Raw genomic sequence first — 25,284 nt, 5'->3', positions numbered from 1 at the left:
GGCATCATGTTCAAACGGGGCCTGACCATCGCGGCCGCACTGCTGGCGCTGACCGCAGCAGGATGTTCGGCCGAACGCGAATGGGGCGGCGGATCGGCGAGCCCGACCGGCACGGCCAAGATCGGCCTGATCACCAAGACCGACACCAACCCGTACTTCGTGCAGCTCCGCGAGTCCGCGAAGGCCGCCGCCGCGGCGCGGGGCGCCGAATTCATCGCGCTGGCCGGGCAGTTCGACGGCGACAACGACGGCCAGGTGCGGGCGATCGAGAACTTCGTGCAGCAGGGCGTGAACACGATCCTGATCACGCCGAACTCCTCGACCGGCGTGCTGGACGCCATCGCCCGCGCCCGCCAGGCGGGCATCCTGGTCATCGCCCTGGACACCGCGACGGAACCGGCCGACGCCGTCGACGCGACCTTCGCCACCGACAACTTCGAGGCCGGGCGGCAGCAAGGCGCGTACGCCAAGGCCGCGCTCGGCGCGACGCCGCCGAAGCTGCTGATGATCGACGGCACCGCCGGATCCTCCGTCAACACCCTCCGCCACAACGGATTCCTGGCGGGGATCGGCCTGGCCGAAGGCGCGCCGGAGATCCGCGGCACCCAGAACGCCAACGGCGATCAGAACCTCGCCCAGCAGGGCGCGGAAAACCTGTTGGCCCGCACCAGCGACATCAACGTCGTCTACACGATGAACGAGCCGACCGCGCGCGGCGCGCACGCGGCGCTGCAGGCGCGCGGGCTGGCCGAGCCGGTGGTGATGGCGTCGATCGACGGCGGCTGCGAAGGCGTGGCGAACGTGGGCGCCGGGCAGATCCGGGCCACCGTGATGCAGTTCCCGGGCAAGATGGCGCAGCTCGGTGTCGACGCCGCGGTGGAATACGCCAAGACGAAGCAGAAGCCCAGCGGCTTCCACGACACCGGCTCCGTCGTGATCACCGACCACCCGATGCCGGGCGTGCGCAGCGAGACCGTCGCCTGGGGCGAGCAGAACTGCTGGGGCGACAAGTGACGACGCTCCGCGCGCCGGAGACCGGCGAGCGGCCGAGCGCACGCGAGTTCCTCCGGCGTGCGCCCGCGGTCGGGCCCGCGCTGGCGCTGCTCGTGGCGATCGCGGTGTTCTCGGTGTTCACCGACACGTTCCTGAACCCGGACAACCTGTCGCTGGTGGTGCAGCAGTCGCTGGTGATCGCCACCCTCGCGCTCGGCCAGACGCTGATCATCCTCACCGGCGGCATCGACCTGGCCAACGCCTCGGCCGCCGTGTTGGCCACCCTGATCATGGCCAAGCTGGCGCTGGGCGGCGCGCCCGGTTTCGTCGCGCTGCTGCTGGGAATCGCGGCCACGGCGGCCATCGGCGCGGTGGTCGGATCGCTGGTGACGCAGGTGCGGCTGCCGCCGTTCATCGTCACCCTCGGCATGCTCACCATGCTCACCGCGGTGGCGAAGCTGTTCGCCGACGGCGAGGCGGTGCCGACCGGCGACGCGCTCCTGACCTGGCTCGGCACCCGCCGCTACCTCTTCGGCGGCATCGAGATCACCTACGGCATGACGTTGGCGCTGCTGCTGTACCTGGCGGTCTGGTACGCGCTGACCAGAACCGCCTGGGGCAAGCACGTCTACGCGGTGGGCAACGCGCCGGAGTCGGCCCGGCTCGCCGGGATCAAGGTCAACCGCACGCTGCTGTCGGTGTACGTGGTGGCAGGCGTGATCTTCGGATTGGCTGCGTGGCAGGCGCTCGGCCGGGTGCCCAACGCCGACCCGAACGCCTACCAGCTGGGCAACCTCGACTCGATCACCGCGGTGGTGCTCGGCGGCACGAGCCTGTTCGGCGGCCGGGGATCGGTGCTGGGCACGCTGATGGGGGCGCTGATCGTCGCGGTCCTGCGCTCCGGGCTGACGCAGCTGGGCGTCGACGCGCTCTACCAGGACGTCGCCACCGGGGCCCTGGTGATCGCGGCGGTCGTGGTGGACCGGGTGACGAGGAGGAACGGCTGATGGTGCCCACGCTTTCCGCTCGCGGCCTGGTCAAGCGCTACGGCCGGGTGACCGCCATCGACGGCGCGGACTTCGAGGTCCGGCCCGGCGAGGTGCTGGCCGTCGTCGGCGACAACGGCGCCGGCAAGTCGAGCCTGATCAAGGCGCTCTCCGGGGCGCTGATCCCGGAAGCGGGCGAGATCAGGGTGGACGGCGAGGTGGTGCACTTCCGCGGGCCGCTGGACGCCCGCCGGTACGGCATCGAGACGGTGTACCAGGACCTGGCGCTCGCGCCGGCGCAGGACATCGCGTCGAACATGTTCCTGGCGCGGGAGAAGCGGCACCCCGGGCTGCTCGGGAAGCTGTTCCGGAAGGTCGACCAGGGATGGATGCGCGCCGAGGCGCAGCGGGTGCTGGACGAGTTGGGAATCGCGGTGAAATCCATCGCGCAGCCCGTGGAAACGCTGTCGGGCGGGCAGCGGCAGGGCGTCGCGGTGGCCCGGGCGGCCGCCTTCGGCACCAAGGCGGTGATCATGGACGAGCCGACGGCGGCGCTCGGCGTGGCGGAGTCGGGGAAGGTGCTCGCGCTGATCGACCGGATCCGGCAGCGCGGCCTGCCGGTGGTCCTGATCAGCCACAACATGCCGCACGTCTTCGAAATCGCGGACCGGATCCACGTGCACCGGCTCGGCCGCCGGGTCGGCGTGGTGACGCCCGGCGAGCACAGCATGAGCCAGGTGGTGGGGTTGATCACCGGAGCACTGGTGCTGCGGGAAGACGGCGAACTGGAGGAGGTCTCGTCCGCGGTGCGGACGGGCCTGGGGGATTAGGGATGGTGTCGGTACCGGCCGCTGAGACTCGGCGCGGAAGCGCCCGGTTTCAGGTGCGCGATGTCAGGCCCTGGTGAGGCCGCCGTCGACGTCGATCACCGTGCCGTTTACGTAGCCCGCTCCCGGGGTGGCCAGCCAGGCCACCGCGTCCGCCACCTCTTCTGGCGTGCCCAGGCGGCCCGCCGGGATTTCGCTCGTGTCGTAGGCGTGCCCGGCCGTCATCCGGGTGGCGATCGGGCCGGGGGCCACCGCGTTGCTGGTGATGCCCAGGCGGCCCACCTCGCGGGCGATCCAGCGGGTCATGTTGATGACGCCCGCCTTCGACGACGCGTAACCGACACCGGAGCGGCCGCCGCTGCCGTCGGCGTGCACCGGGCCGGTGCCGCCGGTCTTGCCGGAGATCGACGCGATGTTGATCAGCCTGCCGCGGCGGGCGTTCTCCATGTGCGGGAACACCGCGGCCTGGCAGCACAGGAACGCGCCCAGCAGGTTGGTGCCGAGGTCCGCCATGAATTCGGCTGCGGTCGTGTCGGCGAACGAGGTGCGGTGCGCCGTTCCGGCGCAGTTGACCACCACGTCGACGCCGTCGAAGCGCTCCGCCGCCTCGTCGATGGCTCTGCGGACCGCCTCGGCGTCGGTCACGTCCAGCACCTCGGCGTGGCCCGCGCCGAGCTCTTCGCCGACCGCGCTCACCGCCGGGCTCGCGTCGAACAGCGCGAGCCGGTCTCCGCCGAAGCGCTCCGCGATCGCCCGGCCGATGCCGCCCGCCGCCCCGGTGACCACCACCGCGCCCATCAGTGCACCTCCGCGTCGTCGTTCCGGCGTGCCACCACCGCGGTCGCGGCGGCGAGCAGGCCGGCGCCCACCAAGAAGAAACCGAGCACGTAGAAGCCGTCGGCGACCGCGCCGCCCGCGGCCGCGGCGCCGACGATCAGCGGGCCGACGATGCCGCCGAAGTTGCCCGCCACGTTGATCAGGCCCATCGCCGGGCCCGCCTGGTTGCGCGGGATGTACTGCAGCGCCCACGCCCAGAACGGCCCGAACGCCGCGTACAGGCCGACGCCCGCGATGATCAGCATGATCATGTTGCCCAGCAGGCCGAGCGTGACCACGTGCTGCACCAGCAGCGTCGCGCCCGCCAGGAACATCGGCACCACCACGTGGCGGCCCCGCCGGTCCGGCGCCGCGTCCGACGCCTTCGCGTTCAGGTACATCGCCACCGCGGCCAGCACGAACGGGATCGCCGAGAGCACGCCCACCGCCGCGATGCCGCTGGTCGACAGCTGGCTCAGCAGGCTCGGCAGCCACAGGCCGAAGCTGTAGAGGCCGGTGATCCACAGGAAGTAGATCACGCAGAACGTCCACACCATCGGGCTGCGCAGGACCTCCAGGAACGAACCGTTCTCGCGGGACGCCGTGGATGGTCGTTCCGCCAGGAACCGCCGCTCCGCCTCGGACAGGAAACGGTCCTGGGCCGGGTGGTTCGAGCCCCAGTAGGCGAACACCACGGCCAGCACCAGGGGCGGGATGCCCCAGACGATGAACATCGTCTCCCAGTTGAACGCCGCGATCAGCCAGCCCGCGGTGGGCGCCATGATGATCGACGAGATCGGCAGCGCCATCTCCGAGAAGTTGATGGCCCGGCCCCGCTCCGAGTCCGGGTACCAGTTCATGAACATCACCGCGAACGACGGCCACACCGCGCCCTCGGCGAGGCCCATCGCGAACCGCACCGCCAGCAGCTGGTAGTAGCCCGACACCAGGCCGGTGGCGATCGCCGCGGCGCCCCACACCACCAGGGTGCCCACGATCACCCACTTCGGGCCGAAGCGGTTCGCCAGCATGCCGCCCGGCACCTGGGTCAGCACGTATCCCCAGAAGAACGCCGACAGCAGCACGCCGAGGACCGTCGACGACAGCTGCAGCTCCTTCACCATTTCCGGGGCGGCCACGCTGATGTTCTGCCGGTCGGCGAACGCGACCGTGTAGATCAGGAACAGCAGCAGGCCGATGCGCCACCAGCGGGCCCTGGGCACCGAAGCGGCGGCCGGTTTCGCGGCTGCGGCGGGTCTTTCGGACATGGCGGCCTCCTTGCCACCTCGCGGCGGTCGGGTTCGGATGCGTTGGTCAGGCGGCCTTGGCGTGCAGGCCGCCGTCCACCGGCAGGGCCACGCCGTTGATGTAGGCGGCCTCGTCGGAGGCGAGGAACAGCGCCGCGTTGGCGACGTCCCAGGCCGAGCCCATCCGGCCGGTCGGGCTGCTCGCGTCGCGTTCGGCGCGCATCGCCTCGGCGTCGCCGTGCTCGCCGGCCAGTTGCTGGTAGATCAGCGGCGTGTGGATCAGCCCCGGCAGGATCGCGTTGACGCGGATTCCCCTGTCCGCGTACTGCAGCGCCAGCGACTGGGTGAGCTGGTTGACCGCCGCCTTCGACGCCGAATAGGCCGGGTACGGGTAGCCCGTCCAGCGGATCGACGCCAGCGACGAGACGTTGATGATCGCCCCGCCCCGCTCCGCCAGGTGCGGGATCGCGTGCCTGCAGGCGCGGAACACGCTGGTGACGTTGATGTCGAAGGTGCTCGTCCAGTCCTCTTCGGACAGTTCGGTCGGCCCGCCGAGCCTGGTCACGCCGACGTTGTTGTGGACGATGTCCAAGCGCCCGTGGACGTCGACCGCGCGGGCGATCGCGGCGGCGACCTGCGCGCCGTCCGTGACATCCGCGACGACCGGCGTGCAGTCGCCGCCCGCGGCCGTGATCGCCTGGTAGGTGCCGCGCAGCGCGGCCTCGTCGCGGTCCACCGCCACCACCCGTGCGCCGTGCTCGGCGAAGGTGACCGCGGTGGCAAATCCGTTGCTGACGCAGCCTTCCGGCGCCGCCACGGCGCTCGCGCCTGCGCCGAAGACGATCGCGGTCTTCGCGTCGAGCCTCCTGGCCATCGGGTCACCTCGCTTCTTCGCCGGCCGGAATCGGCTCCAGGAACAGCTCGTAGGTGATGGCCACCGGATTCGCCCCGGAGATCAGCTCGCCGCCGAACACCTGGCCGGATTCGCCGACGAGCGTCGCGGTCAGCGTCGCCGCCGGCACGCCGCGCGCATCGGTGCGGACCTCGCCGACCAGGGCGATCACCTCCACCGCCGGCCCCGGCACCTCGATGACCCGGTCGGCCACCCGCAGGCGCGCGCCGACCAGGCTGCCGACGCTGGCCCGCACCAATGCGGCGCGGAAATCCCGCGCCAGGCAGAGCTTTTCCACCGCCTGCACGATGTCCTCGTTGGGTTTGACGCGGGCGACCAGCACCTCCCGCGTCCCGGTGGGTGTCTGCACGGTTGCGGCTCCTTCCGGGCGGTGGTGGAAGATCGGCAGGTTCGTCTCGGCATCCGGCGCGGATTCCAGGCGCACCCCGGACAGCGCGTCGACGACCGCCCGGGGCGGCGGATCGCCGATCTCGGTTTCCGGCAGCAGGTGACCGGCCCGCACCACGCCGTCGGCGTCGACCCACAGCGCGTGGCAGTGCATCCACCTGGCGCCGTCGCGGAGGCCGAGCGTGGCCGAGGCCAGCACGAGGCTCACCGGCCGCCGGTCTTCGATCGGGTCGGAGAAGGTCGCGACCCGGCTGCCGTCCGGGCAGTGCGCCGGGATGCAGTAGCGCAAATGGCCGAAGGTGCCGCCGACGAGTTCGGCCTTTCCCGCGGTTCGGCCCGTCCGCTCCAGCGGCTCCCACAGCGCGTCCAAAATGGACGAATCCGGTGCGAGGTGCTGGATGCGGCGCAGCGCGTCGGCGCGGTGGGCGTCGACGCGCAGCGCGTCGGCCGGGCCGGGATGGCGCAGCAGTTCCGGGCGGGCGAACGGGAGGCTCATGCCGACTCCGCCCGGTCGGCGGCGAGCCGGTCCTTGATGGCCCGCTTGGCGATCTTGCCGTAGCCGGACTTCGGCAGCTCGTCCCAGAACAGCAGCCGCTTCGGCATCTTGTAGCGGGACATCTGCGGCGCCAGCCAGTCGCGCAGCGCCGCCGCGGTCAGCTCGCCGCCCGGCCGCGGCACGCACACCGCGACGCCGACCTCGCCCCACTCCGGGTCCGGCACGCCGACCACCGCGGCCTCGGTGATGCCCGGATGCGCCAGGATCTTCTCCTCGATCTCGCGCGGGTGGATGTTGGAGCCGCCCGAGATGTACATCTCCGAGACCCGGCCGGTGATGTAGAGGAAGCCCTCCTCGTCGAGCATGCCGAGGTCGCCGGTGCGGAACCAGCCGTCGCGGAAGGACGCGGCGTTGGCCTCCGGGTTGTTCAGGTAGCCGTGGAACACCGCCGGGCCGCACACGCAGATCTCGCCCTGCTGCCTGGCGGGCAGCTCCCGCCCGGTCTCGTCCTGGATGCTGATCTGCATGCCGACGCGCGCCACGCCGCAGCTGCCGAAGTTCAGGCCGTCGGGCAGCGGGCGCTCGTGGTCCTCCGGCGGCAGCACGGTGATGTTGCCGGTGACCTCGCCCAGGCCGTAGTACTGCACCAACACCGGGCCGAGCTCCTCCAGCGCGCGCAGCTGGTCCGACCGGTACATCGGCGCTCCGGCGTAGATGACGTGCCGCAGGCCGCGGTGGTCGTGCTGGCGCACCGCCGGGTGCTCGACCAGGCGTTTGAGGATGGTGGGGACGGTGAACATGTTGCTGATCCGCTCGGTTTCCACCAGCCGCCAGGCCTCCGCCGGATCGAAGTGGTCGGCGGCGGGGAGGACCGTCTTGGCCGCGCGCGCCACCTGGGTGAGGAAGTGGATGCCGGCACCGTGCGAGAGCGGGGCCACCGCCAGCGACGCGTCCCGGTGGTCGGTGCCGGGCATCAGGTCGCACAGGTGGTTGGTGACCACGAAACCCATCTGGTCGTGGCCGAGCACCGCGGCCTTCGGCCGGCCGCTGGTGCCGGAGGTGAAGAAGTACCAGCACGGATCGTCCCGCCCGACCGGAGCCGGCCGCACCGCTTCGCCGCGCCGCCGGGCGACCGCCGAGGCCACCGAATCGGAGCCGCCGCCGGCGATGCTCAAATGGAGCCGCAGCCCCGGCACCGCCTCGGCGACCGCCGCCGCGTGCTCCGGGTAGTCGGCGTGGCCGATCCAGGCGACCGGCCGGGCAACCTCGGCCAGGTCGACGACCTCCGCGGGCGTCAGGCGGAAGTTGGTCGGCACGAACACGGCCCCGGCGAACCAGCACGCGAACATCGCCTGGATCAGCTCGACGTGGTTGGGGGAGTGAACGAGCACCGCGTCCCCGGGCCGCGCGCCGGCCGCGCGGAGCTCGGCGGCCAGGGCGCCGACGTCGGCGTGCAGCTCCCGCCAGGTCCAGCGCCGGTCGCCGTGGACCACCGCGTCGCGCTCGCCGTGCCGGCGGGCGGCCTGCACCAGCAGCTCGCCCAGGTTCATCGCGCGCCGGGTGATCGGCAGCCGCTCGCTCACCGGACACGCTCCAGGACGGACGCGTAGTTGGCGACCGCCGCGCCGCCCATGTTGAACACCGCCGCCAGAGCGGCCCGCGGCAGTTGCAGGTCACCGGCCTGGCCGGTGACCTGCATCGCGGCCAGCACGTGCATCGACACGCCCGTGGCGCCGATCGGATGGCCCTTGGACTTCAGCCCGCCGGAGACGTTGATGGGCAGCTTGCCGTCCCGCTCGGCCAGGCCCTCGTCTACCACCCGCCGGCCGCGGCCGCGCTCGGCGAGCCCGAACGCCTCGTACTGCAGCAGCTCGGCGATGGTGAAGCAGTCGTGGGTTTCGATCAGGTCCAGGTCCTCCAGAGTGATGCCGGCCTCGCCGAGTGCGGCGCCGAACGCCTGCCGGGCACCGGCGAACTCCAGCGGATCCCGGCGGCTCAGCGGCAGCGCGTCGTTGGCGTGCGCGCGACCGCGGAATCCGACCGCGCGGGCAGCGCGTGCCGCGACGTCCGGTGCGGCCACCACGACGGCTGCGGCGCCGTCGGAGACCAGCGAGCAGTCGGTGCGGCGCAGCGGATCGGCGACCAGCGGGTTTCGGTCGGAGACGGTGTTGCAGAACTCGAAGCCGAGGTCCTTGCGGATCTGCGCCCACGGGTTGGCCGCGCCGTTGCGGTGGTTCTTCGCCGCGATGCGGGCCAGCACGTCGTGCTGGTCGCCGTGGCGTTCGAAGTAGGCGGCGGCGATGGCGCCGAAGACCGCCGCGAAGCTGCCGTAGGCGGCTTCTTCCTTGCGGTAGCTGGCGGACAGCAGGATGTCGCCGACCTCGTCACCGGGCACTCCGGTCATCTTCTCCGCGCCGAGCACCAGCGCGGTCCGGCCGCGCCCGGCGGCGACGAAGTCCAGCGCCGCGAACAGCGCCGCCGAGCCGGTGGCGCAGGCGTTCTCCAGGCGGGTCGCCGGGATCCGGCTCAACCGCTCGTCGCCCGCGCCCACCAGCGCCGCCTGGAAGTCCTGGCGGGAGAAGCCGTTGTTGTAGACGCCGACGAAGATGCCGTCGACGTCCTCGGCAGGCAGCTCGGCGTGCGCCAGCGCGTTCGCCGACACCGCGGCCAGCAGGCCTTCCGTGTCCGGTTCGGGGCGCTTGCCGAACGTGGTGTGCGACCAGCCGATGATCTGCGGGCTTTCGACCGCTCGGGTCACCTCTACCTCCTCGGGGTCGGTTCGCCGCCGGCGGCTTCCAGCAGCCGGCACTGCACGACGTGGGCCTCGCGGTGCAGCAGTTCGGCCAGCTCGCGCTGCCGCTTCAAGCCCAGGCGCTGCTCGGTGGTGGCGATGCTCAGCGAGGCCCGGACGACGCCGTCGGTGTCGCGCACCGGCACGCCGACCGCCCAAGAGCCGGGGAAGATCCGGCCGTCGTTGAGGGCGTAGCCGCGCTGCCGGGTCCGGGCGACCAGCCGGCGCAGCACGGGCTCGGGCAACAGCCGGTAGGCGCGGCCGAGGACGTCGGCGTTGCGCCCGATCACCGCATCGACCTCGGAGTCGTCCAGCGCGGCGAGGATCGCCAGGCTGCCCGCGCCCGCGCCGAGCGGGTGGAAGTCGCCCGGCTGCAGGGCGTAGTTGCGGATCGGCGCCGAGGCGTCCTCGCGGTGCAGGCAGACCGAGTAGTCGTCGCGGCGCACGGTGAGGAACGCGGCGTCGCAGCAGAGCCTGGCCAGCTTCGCCAGCGACGGCAACGACAGCCGGTGGATACCGAACCGCCCGGCGGCCAGCACCCCGAGCACATGCGACTCCGGCCCGAGGTGGTAACGCTGCGTGCGCGGGTTCTGCTCGACGAAACCGTTGTGCAGCAAGGCGGTCAACAGCCGGTGCACGGTCGGCTTGCGCAGCCCGCTGGCCGCGACCAGCTCGCCGAGCCCGACGCCGCGATCGGTGCCGCCGCCCTCACTGCCGAGCAGCCGCAGCAGGAGCAGCGCCCGGTGCGCGCTCTGCGTGCCCGGCAACGGCTCGCCAGGCGCGGCGCTGATCCGCGATACGGACTCGGAAGTCGCCGCGTTCCGCATGATCACCAGCTCCCTCACCGTTGCCGGAACCGTGCTGTGCGTCACGCTAATCGACCACGAGCGCCGCCGGTCCGACATGTGGACCACCGCGTGCGGGTGCGACCAGCCCAGCGGCGGTGTACAACGAGTGCGTCACGCGGACAACGGCGTGCCTCCTGGTGCGCCTGCGCAGCTGCCCGCCTGTTATCAGGAGGTCGTGCTGTGAGAATTGTGTGCATCGGAGCCGGCCCCGCCGGCCTGTACTTCGCCATTTCGGCGAAACTGCGGGACGCCGGGCACGACATCACGGTGATCGAACGGGACCCGCCGGGCGCCACGTACGGCTGGGGCGTCGTGTATTGGGAAAACCTGCTGGACACCCTGTACCGCAATGACAGGGAGAGCGCGGAGCGGATTCGCGCCGCCTCGACTCTGTGGCAGGAGCAGGTCATCGCGTTGCGCGACCGGGACAAGGCTTATCTCGGGGGATATGGATACAGCATCAACCGCGCCCCGATGCTGGAGATACTCACCGAGCGGGCGATCCAGTTGGGAGTGGATGTCCGGTTCGAACACGCCGCGGAGGATCTGTCGGAGTTCTCCGACGCCGATCTGATCGTGGTGGCCGACGGCGCGAACAGCCGCATCCGGCAGCGCTACGCCGAGGAGTTCGGCACCCAGGTGGACCAGGGCCGCAATCCCTACATCTGGCTGGGCACGGACCGGGTGTTCGACATGTTCACCTTCGACTTCGAAGAAACCCCGGAAGGCTGGATCTGGTTTCACGCCTATCCGTCCAGCGCCGGCATCAGCACCTTCATCGTCGAATGCCAGGACGCCACCTGGCGGCGACTCGGCCTGGACCGGCTCGACCCGGAGGACGGCGTCCGGCTGCTGGAGCGGATCTTCGCCGGCCCGCTGCGGGGCGGCTCGCTGATCAGCCAGTCCCGCGGGAAACCCGCTTCGTGGCAGCGGTTCACCCAGGTCTACAACCAGACCTGGCAGCACGACAACATGATCCTCATCGGCGATGCCGCGCACACCACGCACTTCACCATCGGCTCCGGAACGCGGTTGGCGATGCTGGATGCGATCGTGCTCGCGCAGAACCTGTTCGACCACGGCGATCCGACCGCGGCGGTGAAGGAGTTCGACGAGGAGGGCCACGCCCAGCTTCGCCTGGCGCAAACCGCCGCGCGCACCAGCATGGCGTGGTTCGAGAACCTCGACCGCTACGCCGACCGCAGCGCGGTGGACTTCACCTACGCGATGGCCGGCCGCCACGGCGTGCAGCCGCCGTGGCGGTACCAGCAGCACCTGGTCAACCAGAACCTGTTGGTGCGCAAGGGGAAGCGGTTGGCCGGCGTCGGTCAGCGGTGGGTGCGCGCCCGTCGGCGCGGCGAGTCCTGGCGCTAGTTGGGCAGTCGGCCGTCCGGCCGGGCCGGTGCTTCCGGCCCGGCCGGACTCTCCGGGTGGTGCAACCGGTAGAGGTGGGCGTAGCCGGTGTTGTTGGCCAGCAGCTCTTGGTGGGTGCCGGCCTCGGTGATCGTCCCCCGATCCAGGTAGATGATCTGCTGCGCATCGCGCACCGTGAGCAGGTTGTGCGAGATCACGATGGTGGTGCGGCCGGCCATCAGGCGACGCAGCGGCGCGAGGATCCGCTGTGAGGCTTCGGCGTCCAGGCTGGTGGTGGGCTCGTCCAGCAGCAGGATCGGGGCGTCGCGGATCATCGCGCGAGCGATCGCGATGCGCTGCCGCTGCCCGCCGGAGAGCAGGCGGCCGCGCTGCCCGACGCGGGTGTCGTAACCCTCCGGCAGCCGCTGGATGAACTCGTGCGCGTCGGCCGCCTCGGCCGCTTCGACGAGCCGTTCGTGGCTGGCGTCCGGGCGCCCGGCCAGGATGTTGTCCGCGATGGTGCCGTCCAGCAGCAGCGTTTCCTGCAGCACGATCGCGATGTTGGCGCGCAGCGCGTTGATGTCCACGGCCCGCACGTCGGTGCCGTCCAGCAGGATCCGGCCGTGGGTGGGGTCGTAGAACCGCAGCAGCAGCTTGGTGAGAGTGGACTTGCCCGCGCCGCTGGCGCCGACCACGGCCGTGGTCTGGCCGGGCAGGGCGCAGAAGCTCACCCCGTGCAGCACGTCGGCGGCGGTGTCGGGGTAGCGGAAGGTGACCCGGTCGACCTCCAGGCGGCCGGTGATGCGCCGCGGCAGCGCGATCGGGTGCGCCGGGTTCTCCACCAGCGGGCGCTGGTCGAGCAGGTCGATGATGCGCTCGGCGCTGGCGGCCGCGGCGAAGACGGTGTTGGACAGCTGGCCGAGGCTGCGCACCGGGGTGTAGAGCTGGGACAGGTAGACCAGGAACACCAGCAGGCCGCCGAGGCTGATCCGGTCCGCCGACAGCTCGTAGATGCCGACACCGAGGATCGCCATCACACCGAGGACCTCCAGCAGGTCGACCAGCGGCGAGAACAGCGCGCCGACTCGAACGGAGGTCAGCGCGGCGGCGACGTTGCCGCGGCTCTGCCGGGCGAAGCGGTCGATCTCCGACTGCTCCCGGCCGTAGGCCTGGATCAGCGGCGCGTTGCCGAGGCTTTCCTCGGCGACGGTGGCGATCGAGCCGCTGCGGCCGCGGACCTCGCGGGATGCTTCCCTGATCCGCCGCGCGAAGAACTTGGCGATGACCCAGAACAGTGGAGCGCCGACCAGCGACACCAGGGCCAGCAGCCAGTCGAGGTAGAACAGCACCCCGGCGAACAGCAGGACCTTCACCACCGAGGCGAAGGTCTGCGCGACGCCGGAGAGCACCAGGCTCTCGATGGCGGCCACGTCCCCGGTGAGCCGGGACAGCGTGTCGCCGATGCGCCTGCGGTCGAAGAAGCCGACCGACAGCGTGTGCAGGTGGGCGAAGACCTTGGTGCGCAACTTGTTCAGGAAGTTCTCGCCGATCCACGTCGCCAGGTACTGCCCGCAGAAGTCCAGCACGCCGGACACCAGCGTTATCACCGCGTACGCCGCCGCGATGGCGGGGAAGAGGGAGAAGTCGCGCGGGGCCAGCACGTCGTCGATGAGCACCTTGAACAACCAGATCGCGGCGGCGTCCAGCATCGGCGCCACCAGCACCAGCAGCAGGCTGAGCAGCAGCCAGCCGCGATACTGCCGCGCATCCGGCCAGAAGCGGCGGAAGACCTCGCGCAGCCGCACCGTTGGCGCGCGCTCGACCAGCCCTTCGGTGTCCCGTTCGGCCGGCCGGAACAGCCAGTTCACCAAGCCCGGCAAATCCTCACCCCCCAAGCACAGGCGTAGCTCCCACCCCTCGGGAGTGGGAGCTACGCGCTGACGAAACGGTCAAGTGAACGTCAGGGGTTGCTAGCAGCCCCAGCCGCCCCAGCCGCCCCAGCCGCCCCAGCCGGAGCCGCCCCAGCCGCCCCAGCCGCCCCAGCCCCAGCCGGAGCCCCAGTTGCCCCAGCCCCAGCCGCGGCCTCCGCCCCAGCCCCAGTTGCTGCGGAACCGGTCGAACCTGAACGAATCCTTGATCTGCATTCCAATCACCATTTTCGGAATCGATGCACGTCGCGTGCCGGACACCGTGCGGTCCGGCACGCGCTTGCACGCAGCGCATGGAGATTCCAGTCCTCCGCATGCCATCCGGGCAGATCGATCTGGGCCCTGGATCGAACGTACGCCCGATGGGAGCTTCGTGGCATGCGGACCGGCCGGAAATCATTTTCCCTGCGCCGGGCCACTTCGCCGGTGAGTCGGTCTTCCCCAGTAGCCGATGTCATTTGGCACTGACCTCGGCCGGCTCTTTCCTTGATGTGACCGGTTCCCACCCTAAGTGGTCGACCCGGGGAGGACAAGCCGACTTTCGCTTTGACTGGACGGATTTTTTCGCCTTTGCGACGACACTTCCGCCGCGCCCGCCCGAACCCGGGTATTTGGTCCCTAGCTTTTTCGAAAGCCTGTTTCCGGTGTTGGGCGAGTGGGTATTGGACGCGATCCTTTTATATTCCTGTCCGCTTCTTCAGTGGTCGGAAATGAATCATGGAGATGTTTTCGCCCAACGTGGATGGCGGTGGGTTGATAAGTATCGGACAGCGCGGTTGGTGAATGAATTGTCGGCCGCCGCGCCGACGGCAGGGCCGGTCAGCTGCCGGCGAAGAGGTGCTGGAGGAACGTGGTCAGCGAATTGACCATGGCGCTGATCCCCGCCACCACCATGTCGAACCCGGACCGAACCACGTCGGCCGCACCGACCGGGTCGCGCACCAGCAGCGAGCCGCAGACGATGACCAGGAGTGCCACGATCACGATCACGGCCTTGCGATTCATGAGATCAGCCTCCTGTCCGGCCCCCGGCGCCGACGAGACCTTACCCGGCCCGCGCGCGCCGCCTCTCACCCGCGTGGGGGAAGCCGATCACATCAGGCCGCCGATCACAACCGGCCGCGCCGATGCCGCGCGGGAATGGGCCTGGTCAGCCGGAGGCTGACGCGGGAACTGATCTCCCGCAGCAACTCCACCCACTCGGTGGGGTCGTGCCGGTACTGCTCGGACTGCCAGCCGATGCTCACGCTTCCGTAGGGCTCGTCGCGCAGGAAGACCGGCACCGCGAGGGTCGCGACGCCGAGGTCGTACTCGCCGACGGTGTAGGCCCAGCCGCTCGCCCGGATCTCGGCGAACTGCGCCTCCAGTTCGGCCAGGTCGGTCACGGTGCGGTCGGTGAACCGGGCCAGCGGCCGGTCGGTGAAGATCCGCGACCGCAGCTCGTCGGGGAGGAACGCGTAGAAGGACTTGCTCGTCGCGCCGGCGTGCGCCGGGTAGAGCTCGTTGGTCAGCGGGTAGTCCCGCAGCCTGCCGTCGGCGCCCTCCGCGACTACGACGCAGCGCATGTGCGCGCTGTCCGGTAGCGCCAGCAGCGCGCTGTGCCCGGTCGCCTCGGCGAGCTCGGCGAGTAGCGGCCGCACCAGGATGTCCAGGGCGCCGGCCTGGTCCCACATCCGGCCGAGGTGCAGCGCCGCCGGGCCGATCCGGTAGCGGCGGTTCGCCGTGTCCTGCACCAGGAAGCCGCGGTGCGCGAGCGTCGCCAGCAGCCGCTGCGCGATCGAGGTGTGCAGGCCGAATTCGGCGGCGACCTCGGTGACGCCCCACTCCGGCCTGCCGCGGTCGAAGGCCAGCAGCACCTGCAGTGCGCGGTCGGCGGTCTGCGGCAATCCGGGCGGCGTGCGGCGGTCCGTCTCGAAACCCGACATGACCCCATTCTGCGGGGAGCCCGTCGCGGTGGGTGCCGCGGCGGTGTTTTCTGTGCGAGGCTCGGGAAAACGACGACGAATTCGAGTTTCCTGGAGCGTCGATGAGCAACCCGGAGTACCAGCACCTGCTGACCGAACAGGACGGTGCGACCGTCCGGATCACCATGAACCGCCCCAAGAGCCGCAACTCGCTGTCGGCGGAGCACCTCGCCGAGCTGCGCCGGGCCTTCGAGGCGGCCGCCGAGACGAAGGCGACCGGGATCGTGCTGGCCGGCGCGGGCCCGGTGTTCAGCTCCGGGCACGACTTCGGCGACATGGCCGACCGCGACCTGGCCGGGATGCGCGAGCTGCTGCGGCTGTGCGAGTCGCTGATGCGCACCATCCACGCGGTCCCGCAGGTGGTGGTCGCGCGGGTGCACGGGCCGGCGGTGGCGGCCGGCTGCCAGCTGGTGGCCACCTGCGACCTGGCGGTGGCCGCCGAGTCGGCCGGGTTCGCGCTGCCCGGCGGCAAGGGCGGCTGGTTCTGCCACACCCCGGCGGTGCCGGTGGCCCGCTCCATCGGCCGGAAGCGGCTGATGGAGATGGCGCTCACCGGTGACCTGATCGACGCTGAGACCGCCGAACGGTGGGGCCTGGTGAACCAGGTGGTGCCCGACGCGGAGCTGGACGCGGCCGTCGAGGCGCTGCTGGCGCGGGCCACCCACGGCAGCAGGCACGCCAAGGCGGTCGGCAAGCAGACCATCTACGCGCAGCTGGACCGGCCGGAAGCCGACGCCTACGCGATCGCCACCGAGGTGATGGCGGCGACGTCGCAAACCCCGGACGCGCGCGAGCGGATGCAGGCGTTCCTGGAGAAGCGCACCCCGACCTTCAGCGACTGAGCCGGGAGCGCCTCGCCGTGACTTTCTGCTCTGGACCGATCAGCCGTGTCGTGCGAACGATGGTGCCTGGCCCGGAGTGCGTGAGGTCGTGGTGGTGGTGTTCGGTTCGATCATCGGAAAGCGTCCGCGAGGAGCGCGGCGCTGGTTCGGCGACGGGTGGTTGCCGCGGCTGCCGCGCCGCGTCCGGCGGCTGCTGGCGCTGGGATGACACGCGTCTCGGCCCCGTCGTACGACACCGTGTGCTCGGCGCTGTCCTTGGCGTGCCGGGCGCCTTCAGTCCACAACTGCCAACCGTGGCGGTGGCTGCTCGCTGAACGATCGGTGCAGTTGTTCCTGGACCTGTCCCGGCTGCCCGAGGCGCTCGACCCGACGGGACGCGCGCAGGTGATCAGCTGCGGTGCCGCGCTGCACCACGCGCGGATCGCGTTCGCCGCGCTCGGCTGGCGGGCGCTGGTGCACCGGCTGCCGAACCCGGCCCAACCGGGACACCTGGCGTCGATCCAGTTCAGCCCGCGCGACCACGTGGCCCCGGAGATGGTCGCGCTCGCCGGCGTGGCGGGGCAGCGGCGCACCGAGCGGCGGTCGTTCCGGGCGGAGCCGGTGCCGTCGGAGCTGCTGACGACGCTGCGCGCCGCGGCCGAGACGGAGCACGGCGTCCTGGTGCGGGCCGCTGAGCACCGTTCGGTGGTGCTGGAGGCCTTGCGGCGGGCCGGGCAGTACCGGGAATCCGCCGCGTACCAGAGCTCGGTCGCTGAGCAGGACGATCCCGAGCCGGTGGTTCCGGTGCTCGGCGACGAGGCGGTGTTCGCGGTGCTGGCCACCCGAGGCGACCGCGTCGACAGCTGGCTGGCGGTGGGGGAGGCGCTCAGCGCGGTCCTGCTGGCGGCGGCGCGCGACGGCCTGGTCGGCTGCCCGCTGAACCACCTGGGCGAGGTCGAAGAGGAGCGCGAACGAGTCCGGGCGACGGTGCTCGGTGGGGCGGGCCATCCGCAGCTGGTGCTGCGCCTGGGCTGGCCGGCATTCGAGGCGGCGCCGCCGCCGACGCCGCGCCGAGTGCTCGCGGATTCGATGGAAGTGCTGCCTCTTCGCCGCTGAGCATCCACAGTGGACCTATGCTTCGAGTGGAAGACGGGGATGTCTGCTGAGAGGCTTGGCGCGTGCAGGACAGCGGATTTCGAGCGGGCAAGGCCGATGCGCGGTCGGTGCGCCGCTGGCGACGACGGCTCGCCGACGAACGCGAGGAGGCCGAGGTCTACCGGGAACTGGCCGCCCGGCGCTCCGGTGAGGAGCGGGAGATCCTGCTGGGCCTCGCGGAGGCCGAGGCGCGGCACGCCGCCTACTGGGAGGAGCTGCTCGGCGACGAGGCCGGGCCGGTGCGGCGCGGCAAGTTCCGGATGCGGGCGCTGGTGTTCCTGGCCCGCCGGTTCGGGTCGGTGTTCGTGCTCGCCCTGGCGCAGCGCGCCGAAAGCCGCTCGCCGTACGGCTCCGACCGCGATGCGCCGCCGGCGATGGCCGCCGACGAGCGGATCCACGAAGAGGTCGTGCGGGCGTTGGCCGCGCGCGGGCGCGCCCGCGTGTCGGGCACCTTCCGGGCGGCGGTGTTCGGCGCCAACGACGGCCTGGTCAGCAACCTGGCGCTGGTGCTGGGCGTCATCGGCGGGAACGTGTCGACCTCGACGGTGCTGCTCACCGGCCTGGCGGGGCTGCTGGCCGGCGCGCTGTCGATGGGGGCAGGCGAGTACATCTCGGTGCGCTCCCAGCGGGAACTGCTGGCCGCCGCGGCTCCGAATCCGGAAGCCCGCGCCGTGGTGCCCTACCTCGACGTCGACGCGAACGAACTCGCCCTGGTCTACCGGGCCCGGGGGATGTCCGCCGAGGAGGCCCAGCGCCGCGCGGACGCCTTGCTGCGCAACCCCAAACCGGCGGTGCCGCAGGCCGAGAAGCCCGCCGACGATCACGAGATCATCGGAACCGGCATGAAGGCGGCGATCTCCAGCTTCGTCTTCTTCGCCTCCGGCGCGCTGGTGCCGGTGCTGCCGTTCGTGTTCGGCCTTTCCGGCGGCCTCGCGGTCCTGGTCGCCGCCGTGCTGGTGGGGCTCGCGCTGATGCTCACCGGTGCCACCGTCGGCGTGCTCTCCGGTGCCGCGCCGCTGCCCCGCGCCCTGCGGCAGCTCGCCATCGGCGCGGGAGCAGCGGCGGTGACCTACCTGCTCGGGTTGGTCTTCGGCGCGACCGTCGGGTGAGTCACCGGTCCAGCCGGGCCATCCCGGCGGGCGTGTAGCGCTCGCCGGCGGCGGCACCGGGCGGGAACTTCGCGGACAGCTCCGCCACGACCGCCGGATCCAGCCGCGTCGTGGCGGCGTGGATGTTGGCCTCCACCCGTTCGATCCGGCGGCTGCCCGGGATCGGCACCACGTCCTCGCCCTGCGCGAGCAGCCAGGCCAGCGCGAGCTGCGCCGGGGTGAGCCCGAGGACCTCGGCGCGTTCGCGCAGCGGCCGGGTCAGCTCGATGTTGCGGCGCAGGCTCTCCTCCTCGAAGCGCGGGTACCGCTTCTTGCGGACTTCGAAGTTCTCCACGTCCGAGACGTCGCTGAACGCGCCGGTCAGCACGCCGCGGCCCAGCGGCGAGTACGCGACGAGCGCGACGCCGAGTTCGCGCAGCGCGGGCAGCAGCTCGGCCTCCGGGTCGCGGGTGAACAGCGAGTACTCCTGCTGCACCGCGGCGATCGGGTGCACCGAGTGGGCGCGGCGCAGGGTGATGGCGCTGATCTCGGAGAGGCCGAGGTGCCGCACCTTGCCCGCCTGCACCAGCTCGGCCAGCGCCCCGACGGTGTCCTCGACCGGCGTGGTCGGGTCGAGCCGGTGCAGGTAGTAGAGGTCGATGTGGTCGGTGCCCAGCCGGGCGAGGCTGGCCTCGACCGCCTGGCGCACGTATTCGGGGCGGCCGCCGCCGCTCTCCTTGTTCGCGCCGAACTTGGTGGCCAGCACGACCTCGTCGCGGCGCTTCGCGAGCAGGCCGCTGATCAGCTCCTCGTTGTGCCCTTCGCCGTAGGCGTCGGCGGTGTCCAGGAAGTTGACGCCGAGGTCGACCAGCTGGTCGAGCAGCCGGGCCGACTCGGCGTCGTCGGCGGCGCCGTACACCCCGGACAGGCCCATCGCGCCGTAGCCGATGGCACTCACCAGCGGGCCGCTGCGGCCCAGTTCGCGGCGGGGCAGGGACGGTTGGGACACGTGCGCTCCGATCGGTGTTGTCGATTTCGGGTCCGCCACCAGCCTAGGCCCGCCGCGCCGCCCGGCCCATCATCCGGACTGGCCACAAAGGACTGTCAAAGTTCGAAGCCGGCGCGCTTGTCGGCGGGGACGAGTTCCAGGTAGTCCGGGTGCGTGCTGATCCAGCGGCGGACGAACGGGCAGTACGGCAGCACCGCGAGGCCGCGTTCCCGGACGTCGTCCAGCGCCGCCCGGACGAGCACGCTGCCCAGGCCACGGCCCTCGAACCGGGAGTCGATCTCGGTGTGCACGAACGCGATGGACTTCGGGTGCAGCCGGTACTCGGCGAAACCGGCCTGCTCGCCGTCGGCGCGGATCTCGAACCGGTGGGCGTCGGGGTTGTCCACGACCTCGGTCTTGGTGGGGCTGGTCAAGTTCGGCCTCCAGGTGCGTCGGCGTTGGTCCCGTCGATTGTGCACGCCGCCTGGGATGGGGGAGGCTGACCCGGTGAGCAACGTGGAACACGATCCGGCCGAACTGCGCTGCGGTGGCGTGGCGACCGCGGCCGGGCAGGAATGCGAACTCCTCGAACCGCGCACCGTGCCACTGGGTGGTCCGCGCGCGATGCTGGTGGGCCGCACCCTGCCGAATCGCGACCGGCGCATGGTCGGCGCCTGGTGCTTCGCCGACTTCTACGGCCCGGCCGACATCGCCGGGGCGCCGGGCATGCAGGTGCCGCCGCATCCGCACACCGGCCTGCAGACGGTGAGCTGGCTGCTCGACGGCGAGGTGCTGCACCGCGACAGCCTGGGCAGCGAGCAGCTGGTGCGGCCGGGCGAGCTCAACCTGATGACCGCGGGTTTCGGCATCTCGCACTCTGAGGAGTCGCCGGCCGGTCACGGCCCGGTCCTGCACGGCGTGCAGCTGTGGGTGGCGTTGCCCGGCGACCGGCGCGACGTCGCGCCGCACTTCGAGAACCACGACGACCTGCCGGTGCTGTCCACGGCGGACGGTGCCGTGACGGTGCTGATGGGCGAGCTCGCCGGCGCCGAGTCGGCCGCGCGGACCTACACGCCGCTGGTCGGCGCGGACCTGTCGATCGCGGCGGGCCGCACGCTGCGGCTGCCGGTGGAGGCGGAGTTCGAGCACGCCGTGCTGGCGGTGTCCGACGGCGTTTCCGTCGACGACCGGCCGCTGGCCCGCGGCAACATGCTCTACCTCGGGCGCGGCCGCCGCGAGGTGTCGGTGCGGGGCGACGGCCCGGCGCGGGCGATCCTGCTCGGTGGCGTGCCGTTCGGGGAGGAGCTCGTCATGTGGTGGAACTTCGTCGGGCGCTCGCACGACGAGGTCGCCCAGGCCCGGGCGGAGTGGGAGCACGGCCGCGTCACCGCCGAGCCGGACGGCCGGTTCGGGGTCGTGCACGGCTACGACGGCCCGGCCCTGCCCGCGCCGGAGCTGCCGAACGTCGAGCTGCGGGCCCGCGGCCGGACCCGCCGGCCGAGCTGAGCCGATCGGCCGAGCATCCACTTCGGCCGGACCGGCGCACGATTATCCACAGTGGACCGGACCGGGCGCCGTCGCGGAGGTGCTCCGCGCCGAGGAGTTGGCCGACCGGTGCAAGTCAACTGACGTTGTGCACGGTTCGCGTGACCGGTGTGGACACGTTGCCAACTTTCCTCGGGCTGCGCTCTGGCCGAGACTCGGGGTTTCGGACGCGAGCGAGGAGACGTGGCATGACGGAGCTGGCCGACCTCCCGGCCGTGGATCTGGTGGCGGCGTACCGGGCGGGCGAGGCGTCGCCGGTCGAAGCCGTCGATGCGGTGCTGGCGCGCGCCGATTCCTGCGAGCCCAAGCTGTGCGCTCTCTACGCGCCGGATCCCGAAGGGGCCCGCGCCGCGGCCCGGGCGTCGGAACGGCGCTGGCGCGCCGGTGAACCGGCCGGGCCGCTGGACGGGGTGCCGGTGACGGTCAAGGAGAACATCGCCACGAAGGGGACGCCGGTGCCGCAGGGCACCGCGGCCACCGAGCTGATGCCGGCCGTCGAAGACGCTCCGGCGCCGGCGCGGCTGCGCGAGAGCGGTGCGGTGATCTTCGCCAAGACCACCATGCCCGACTACGGCATGCTCTCCTCCGGCGCGTCGAGCTTCCACCACCTCTCCCGCAATCCGTGGGATCTGACGCGGACCCCCGGCGGTTCCAGCGCCGGAGCGGGCGCGGCCGCCGCCGCGGGCTACGGGCCCCTGCACGTGGGCACCGACATCGGCGGCTCGGTGCGGCTGCCCGCCGGTTGGTGCGGGGTGGTCGGGCTCAAGCCCAGCTTCGGCCGCATCCCGGTCTCCCCGCCGTATCCCGGCCGGGTCATCGGCCCGCTGGCCCGCACGGTCGCGGACGCCGCGCTGCTGACGTCGGTGCTGTCGGCTCCGGACGCGCGCGACCACACGTCGCTGCCGCCGGCCGATGTCGACTGGACGCGGCTGGACCGCGACGTCCGCGGCCTGCGCATCGCCTTGCTGCTCGACCACCGGGTGGGGCTGCCGGTCGAGCCCACGATCACCGCCGCCGTGACCGCCGCGGCGCAGCTGTTCGCCTCCGCCGGCGCGGTGGTGGAACCCATCGACCCGTTCCTGTCCCGCGAGATGCTCGACGGCATGAACTTGTTCTGGCGGTTCCGGTCCTGGACCGACATCTCGGCGCTGCCCGCCGAGCGCCGCGCCAAGATCCTGCCTGGCATCGCGCAGTGGGCGAGCAGCGCCGAAGACGTCTCGGCTGCCGAAGTGTTCCACGGCTTCAGCCAGATGGACGCGATCTCGGTGGCGGCAAACCGGGTGGCCCGCGACTTCGACTACGTGCTGTCCCCGGTGGCGCCGATCCCGGCCTTCCCGGCCGAGCAGGCCTACCCGACCGGCGACCCGATGCGGGGAATGGAGCACATCGCGTTCACGCTGCCCTACAACATGTCCGGGCAGCCGGCGGTGTCGGTCAACTGCGGCTGGACCCCGGAGGGCCTGCCGATCGGCCTGCAGATCGCGGGAAAGCGCTTCGACGACCTGGGCACCCTCGCGCTGGCCAGGGCTTACGAACGACTCCGCCCCGCCCAGCGCCCCTGGCCCAGGCTGTGAGCCGGCAGTGTTTCACCAGGCGTGCGGGTCGTCGCCCCAGCGCCGCGGGATCCCGGCGGTGGCCAGGTCGATGGCCTCTTCGACGAGCTCGACCAGTCGTTCCAGGTCGCGGCGCGGGTCGGCGCACATCGTCTCCAGGCCGATGCGCAGTGCCGCGCAGACCATCCCGACGAGCACGCGCGGCCGCAGGTCGTGGGCCTGGTCGACGCCCTGGCGTGCGGCGATCTCGATGGTCAGGCGCTCTTCGCTGCCCGCCGCGCGGCGCAGGTTGCCGGCCAGCAACGCCGGCGTCTTGTTGATCAGGTGCTGGACCTGGAGGAACCGGCGGACGCCGTCGCTCGCGGCGGCCTCGCGGATCATCGCCAGCACTGCGTGCCGCAGGGCGATCAGCGGTGGTTCGCCGGTGGGCCGGGCGGCGAGGGCGTCGAGCACCAGGTCGTCGAACTCGGCGCCCTTGGCCAGCGCGACGTCCTCCTTGCCGGCGAAGTAGCGGAAGAACGTGCGCGACGAGATCTCCACCTCGGCGGCGATCTCGTCGATGGTCGTCGCGTCGTAGCCCTTCACCAGGAACAGATCCAGGCCCGCGTCGATCAGCGCGGCCCGCGTGCGCTGCTTCTTGCGGGCTCGCAGGCCACCCTGGTCTGTCGGGGCACTCATGCACGCCATTATGCCAGACGACGACATAAGTCATATAGCGACAATTGGCAGCGGCTGACACTTTATGTATCGTCGGAGTCGACCGCACCGATGGAGGAGCAACGATGAGCAAGGGCCTGGAGATCCGCCTCGCGTCCCGCCCGAAGGGCTGGCCGACGCAGGAGAACTTCGACGTCGTCGAGGTCGAGCAGCCGCAGCCCGGCGACGGCCAGCTGCTGGTCCGCAACGTCTGGATGAGCGTGGACCCGGCCATGCGGGGGCGGATGAACGCGGGCAAGTCGTACGTGCCGCCCTTCGAGGTGGGCAAGGCGCTGCAGGGCGGCGCGGTCGGCGAGGTCATCGCCGCCAACGCCGAGGGCTTCCAGCCTGGCGACTTCGTGCTGCATTACTTCGGCTGGCGGGACTACGCGACGCTCGACGCCAAGCACGCCGTGAAGGTCGACCCGCAGGTCGCTCCGCTGAGCGCCTACCTGTACGCGCTCGGCATGCCCGGCATGACCGCCTACGTCGGGCTCGCCGACGTCGCCGAGCAGAAGGAGGGCGACGTGGTGTTCATCTCCGGCGCCGCCGGGGCGGTGGGCTCGCTGGCCGGGCAGATCGCCAAGCTGCGCGGCGCTTCCCGGGTGATCGGCAGCGCCGGATCGGCCGAGAAGGTCCGCTACCTCCTCGACGAGCTCGGCTTCGACGCGGCGTTCAACTACCACGACGGCCCGGTCGTCGAGCAGCTCAAGGCAGCCGCGCCCGACGGCATCGACGTCTACTTCGACAACGTCGGCGGCGAGCACCTGGAGGCCGCGATCGAGGTGCTCAACGACTTCGGCCGGGTGGCCGAATGCGGCATGATCTCGCAGTACAACAACGCCGAGCCGAAGCCCGGCCCGAACAACCTGTTCAAGATCGTCTCCAAGCGGCTGAAGCTGCAGGGCTTCATCGTCATCGACCACGCGCACCGCAAGGACCAGTTCTTCGCCGAGGTCGGCGGCTGGCTGGGCGAGGGCAAGATCAGCTATCGGGAGACGGTCGTCGAGGGCCTGCGCAACGCCCCGGAGGCGTTCCTCGGCATGATGCGCGGCGAGAACACCGGCAAGATGCTGGTCAAGATCGCCTGATCGCTAGCCGCGGCTCGCGACGAACGCCTCGATGCCGTCGAGGATCCGCTGCAGGCCGAATTCGAAATTGTGCTCCGGGTTGTGCGCCGAGCCGTGGGCCTCGCCCGCGGCGGCGCCGACCCGGGCGGCGGTCGGGTAGCGCTGCGGGTCGAGCAGCCTGCCGAGCAGTGGTGCGTGTGCCTGCCACCACTGCTCGTCGCTCATCCCGCTGCGCTGCTCCACCTGCGCCATCTCCACCGACCGGCGGGCGGCGGCCTCGGCGTGCCCCAGCACCAGGCTCAGCAGGGAGTCCATCTCGACCTCGGCGAGCCCGAGTTCCGCGACCGCGGCCAGCTCGTAGTCGTACTTGGCGATCGCGTTCGGTCCCAGCACGGCGCGTCCGGCCGCGACCTGCAGCATCCACGGATGCCGGTGGTACATCGCCCAGTTCTCCCGCGCCACCTGCGCCAACCGGCTCCGCCAGGCCGGATCGGGCTCGGGGCGGGCGGTCTCGCCGTAGACCGTGTCGAGCATGACGTCGATCAGTTCGGCCTTGCCCGGCACGTAGGTGTACAGCGACATGGTGCCGACGCCGAGGTGATCGGCGACCCGGCGCATGGACAGCGCGGCGAGCCCGTCGGCGTCGGCGATCTCGATCGCAGCCCGCACGATGCGGCCCACGCCCAGATCGGACCGCCCCTTGCGCCCACTGCTCGGCCCGTCCTGGGTCCGCCACAGCAGCGCCAGGCTGCGCGCCGGATCTCCGCCGCCGCTGTACTCGGTCGCCATCGCACCCGCCTCCGTACTCCGTACGTCTAG

General features: G+C 71.5%; 26 protein-coding genes. 11 read left to right on the top strand and 15 right to left on the bottom strand.

What is annotated here, in order from left to right; genetic code table 11:
- Positions 1-6: 6 nt before the first annotated feature.
- From AB0I53_RS21670 to AB0I53_RS21660, 3 genes are read left to right on the top strand one after another with little or no spacing between them, the layout of a single operon-like run.
- Entirely contained in the window at positions 7-1,014 is a 1,008-nt protein-coding gene (locus AB0I53_RS21670; protein WP_358605665.1) for a substrate-binding domain-containing protein, read from the top strand.
- Positions 1,011-2,000 carry an ABC transporter permease gene (locus tag AB0I53_RS21665; RefSeq protein ID WP_358605662.1) on the top strand — a complete coding sequence of 330 codons (990 nt, stop codon included), beginning with the start codon at positions 1,011-1,013 and terminating at the stop codon, positions 1,998-2,000. The genes AB0I53_RS21670 and AB0I53_RS21665 overlap by 4 nt, the downstream gene beginning before the upstream one ends.
- On the top strand, positions 2,000-2,809 hold the full coding sequence (locus AB0I53_RS21660) for an ATP-binding cassette domain-containing protein (protein WP_358605660.1): 810 nt from the start codon (positions 2,000-2,002) through the stop codon (positions 2,807-2,809). The genes AB0I53_RS21665 and AB0I53_RS21660 overlap by 1 nt, the downstream gene beginning before the upstream one ends.
- 63 nt (positions 2,810-2,872) lie before the next feature.
- Here AB0I53_RS21660 and AB0I53_RS21655 read toward each other — a convergent pair whose 3' ends face one another.
- The 7 genes from AB0I53_RS21655 to AB0I53_RS21625 are packed head-to-tail and all read right to left on the bottom strand — an operon-like array spanning position 2,873 to position 10,301.
- Positions 2,873-3,604 carry an SDR family NAD(P)-dependent oxidoreductase gene (locus AB0I53_RS21655; RefSeq protein ID WP_358605657.1) on the bottom strand — a complete coding sequence of 244 codons (732 nt, stop codon included), beginning with the start codon at positions 3,602-3,604 and terminating at the stop codon, positions 2,873-2,875.
- Positions 3,604-4,890: an MFS transporter gene (locus AB0I53_RS21650; RefSeq protein ID WP_358605654.1), complete on the bottom strand. Its 1,287-nt coding sequence runs from the start codon at positions 4,888-4,890 to the stop codon at positions 3,604-3,606. Before AB0I53_RS21650 ends, AB0I53_RS21655 begins: the two co-directional genes overlap by 1 nt.
- A 46-nt stretch (positions 4,891-4,936) precedes the next feature.
- Positions 4,937-5,743 (bottom strand): SDR family NAD(P)-dependent oxidoreductase, encoded by an 807-nt coding sequence (locus AB0I53_RS21645; protein WP_358605651.1) that lies wholly within the window; start codon positions 5,741-5,743, stop codon positions 4,937-4,939.
- Positions 5,744-5,747: 4 nt separating this feature from the next.
- Positions 5,748-6,665 carry a PPC domain-containing DNA-binding protein gene (locus tag AB0I53_RS21640; RefSeq protein WP_358605648.1) on the bottom strand — a complete coding sequence of 306 codons (918 nt, stop codon included), beginning with the start codon at positions 6,663-6,665 and terminating at the stop codon, positions 5,748-5,750.
- Complete coding sequence (locus AB0I53_RS21635; RefSeq protein ID WP_358605645.1) at positions 6,662-8,248, bottom strand: acyl-CoA synthetase; 1,587 nt, start codon at positions 8,246-8,248, stop codon at positions 6,662-6,664. The genes AB0I53_RS21640 and AB0I53_RS21635 overlap by 4 nt, the downstream gene beginning before the upstream one ends.
- Entirely contained in the window at positions 8,245-9,423 is a 1,179-nt protein-coding gene (locus AB0I53_RS21630) for an acetyl-CoA acetyltransferase (protein WP_358605642.1), read from the bottom strand. Before AB0I53_RS21630 ends, AB0I53_RS21635 begins: the two co-directional genes overlap by 4 nt.
- A 2-nt stretch (positions 9,424-9,425) precedes the next feature.
- The gene (locus AB0I53_RS21625; RefSeq protein WP_358605639.1) at positions 9,426-10,301 is read right to left on the bottom strand and encodes an IclR family transcriptional regulator; all 876 of its coding nucleotides are present in this window, start codon (positions 10,299-10,301) and stop codon (positions 9,426-9,428) included.
- A gap of 183 nt (positions 10,302-10,484) precedes the next feature.
- On the opposite strand from AB0I53_RS21625, the gene AB0I53_RS21620 reads away from it, so the two are divergent.
- Entirely contained in the window at positions 10,485-11,678 is a 1,194-nt protein-coding gene (locus AB0I53_RS21620; RefSeq protein ID WP_358605636.1) for an FAD-dependent monooxygenase, read from the top strand.
- On the opposite strand, the gene AB0I53_RS21615 is transcribed toward AB0I53_RS21620, so the two are convergent.
- The 4 genes from AB0I53_RS21615 to AB0I53_RS21600 all read right to left on the bottom strand — a co-directional run bounded on the left by AB0I53_RS21615 (position 11,675) and on the right by AB0I53_RS21600 (position 15,510).
- A complete protein-coding gene (locus AB0I53_RS21615) occupies positions 11,675-13,525 on the bottom strand; it encodes an ABC transporter ATP-binding protein (RefSeq protein ID WP_358605712.1) in 1,851 nt (616 codons plus the stop codon). The two genes, AB0I53_RS21620 and AB0I53_RS21615, sit on opposite strands and share 4 nt — an antisense overlap.
- A 102-nt stretch (positions 13,526-13,627) precedes the next feature.
- Complete coding sequence (locus AB0I53_RS21610) at positions 13,628-13,801, bottom strand: hypothetical protein (protein WP_358605633.1); 174 nt, start codon at positions 13,799-13,801, stop codon at positions 13,628-13,630.
- A gap of 603 nt (positions 13,802-14,404) precedes the next feature.
- The gene (locus AB0I53_RS21605; RefSeq protein WP_358605630.1) at positions 14,405-14,590 is read right to left on the bottom strand and encodes a hypothetical protein; all 186 of its coding nucleotides are present in this window, start codon (positions 14,588-14,590) and stop codon (positions 14,405-14,407) included.
- A 104-nt stretch (positions 14,591-14,694) separates the two neighbouring features.
- Entirely contained in the window at positions 14,695-15,510 is an 816-nt protein-coding gene (locus tag AB0I53_RS21600) for an IclR family transcriptional regulator (protein ID WP_358605627.1), read from the bottom strand.
- A gap of 101 nt (positions 15,511-15,611) precedes the next feature.
- Between AB0I53_RS21600 and AB0I53_RS21595 the strand changes: the two genes are divergently transcribed.
- The 4 genes from AB0I53_RS21595 (at position 15,612) to AB0I53_RS21580 (ending at position 18,634) form a co-directional block, all read left to right on the top strand.
- Complete coding sequence (locus tag AB0I53_RS21595; protein WP_358605624.1) at positions 15,612-16,391, top strand: enoyl-CoA hydratase-related protein; 780 nt, start codon at positions 15,612-15,614, stop codon at positions 16,389-16,391.
- A 76-nt stretch (positions 16,392-16,467) separates the two neighbouring features.
- A complete protein-coding gene (locus AB0I53_RS21590) occupies positions 16,468-16,599 on the top strand; it encodes a hypothetical protein (RefSeq protein ID WP_358605621.1) in 132 nt (43 codons plus the stop codon).
- Positions 16,596-17,486 (top strand): nitroreductase family protein, encoded by an 891-nt coding sequence (locus tag AB0I53_RS21585; protein ID WP_358605618.1) that lies wholly within the window; start codon positions 16,596-16,598, stop codon positions 17,484-17,486. Before AB0I53_RS21590 ends, AB0I53_RS21585 begins: the two co-directional genes overlap by 4 nt.
- 62 nt (positions 17,487-17,548) lie before the next feature.
- The gene (locus AB0I53_RS21580) at positions 17,549-18,634 is read left to right on the top strand and encodes a VIT1/CCC1 family protein (RefSeq protein ID WP_358605615.1); all 1,086 of its coding nucleotides are present in this window, start codon (positions 17,549-17,551) and stop codon (positions 18,632-18,634) included.
- A gap of 1 nt (position 18,635) precedes the next feature.
- Here the strand turns inward: AB0I53_RS21580 and AB0I53_RS21575 are convergent, their stop codons facing one another.
- Positions 18,636-19,622, bottom strand: coding sequence for an aldo/keto reductase (locus AB0I53_RS21575; RefSeq protein ID WP_358605612.1), 987 nt, complete (start codon positions 19,620-19,622; stop codon positions 18,636-18,638).
- Positions 19,623-19,717: 95 nt separating this feature from the next.
- Positions 19,718-20,080, bottom strand: coding sequence for a GNAT family N-acetyltransferase (locus AB0I53_RS21570; RefSeq protein WP_358605609.1), 363 nt, complete (start codon positions 20,078-20,080; stop codon positions 19,718-19,720).
- A 28-nt stretch (positions 20,081-20,108) separates the two neighbouring features.
- On the opposite strand from AB0I53_RS21570, the gene AB0I53_RS21565 reads away from it, so the two are divergent.
- Positions 20,109-21,107 carry a pirin family protein gene (locus tag AB0I53_RS21565; RefSeq protein ID WP_358605606.1) on the top strand — a complete coding sequence of 333 codons (999 nt, stop codon included), beginning with the start codon at positions 20,109-20,111 and terminating at the stop codon, positions 21,105-21,107.
- Positions 21,108-21,334: 227 nt separating this feature from the next.
- Positions 21,335-22,720: an amidase gene (locus AB0I53_RS21560; protein ID WP_358605603.1), complete on the top strand. Its 1,386-nt coding sequence runs from the start codon at positions 21,335-21,337 to the stop codon at positions 22,718-22,720.
- Positions 22,721-22,732: 12 nt separating this feature from the next.
- Here the strand turns inward: AB0I53_RS21560 and AB0I53_RS21555 are convergent, their stop codons facing one another.
- Positions 22,733-23,377 (bottom strand): TetR family transcriptional regulator, encoded by a 645-nt coding sequence (locus tag AB0I53_RS21555; protein ID WP_358605600.1) that lies wholly within the window; start codon positions 23,375-23,377, stop codon positions 22,733-22,735.
- A gap of 104 nt (positions 23,378-23,481) precedes the next feature.
- Between AB0I53_RS21555 and AB0I53_RS21550 the strand changes: the two genes are divergently transcribed.
- Positions 23,482-24,486 (top strand): NADP-dependent oxidoreductase, encoded by a 1,005-nt coding sequence (locus tag AB0I53_RS21550; RefSeq protein ID WP_358605597.1) that lies wholly within the window; start codon positions 23,482-23,484, stop codon positions 24,484-24,486.
- Between the two features lie 3 nt (positions 24,487-24,489).
- On the opposite strand, the gene AB0I53_RS21545 is transcribed toward AB0I53_RS21550, so the two are convergent.
- Positions 24,490-25,254 (bottom strand): TetR/AcrR family transcriptional regulator, encoded by a 765-nt coding sequence (locus AB0I53_RS21545; protein WP_358605594.1) that lies wholly within the window; start codon positions 25,252-25,254, stop codon positions 24,490-24,492.
- Positions 25,255-25,284 lie beyond the last annotated feature (30 nt).

Origin of the sequence: Saccharopolyspora sp. NPDC050389 (assembly GCF_040655595.1) — a bacterium.
Classification (GTDB): domain Bacteria; phylum Actinomycetota; class Actinomycetes; order Mycobacteriales; family Pseudonocardiaceae; genus Saccharopolyspora.
This window is presented reverse-complemented; position numbering and strand designations above follow the sequence as displayed.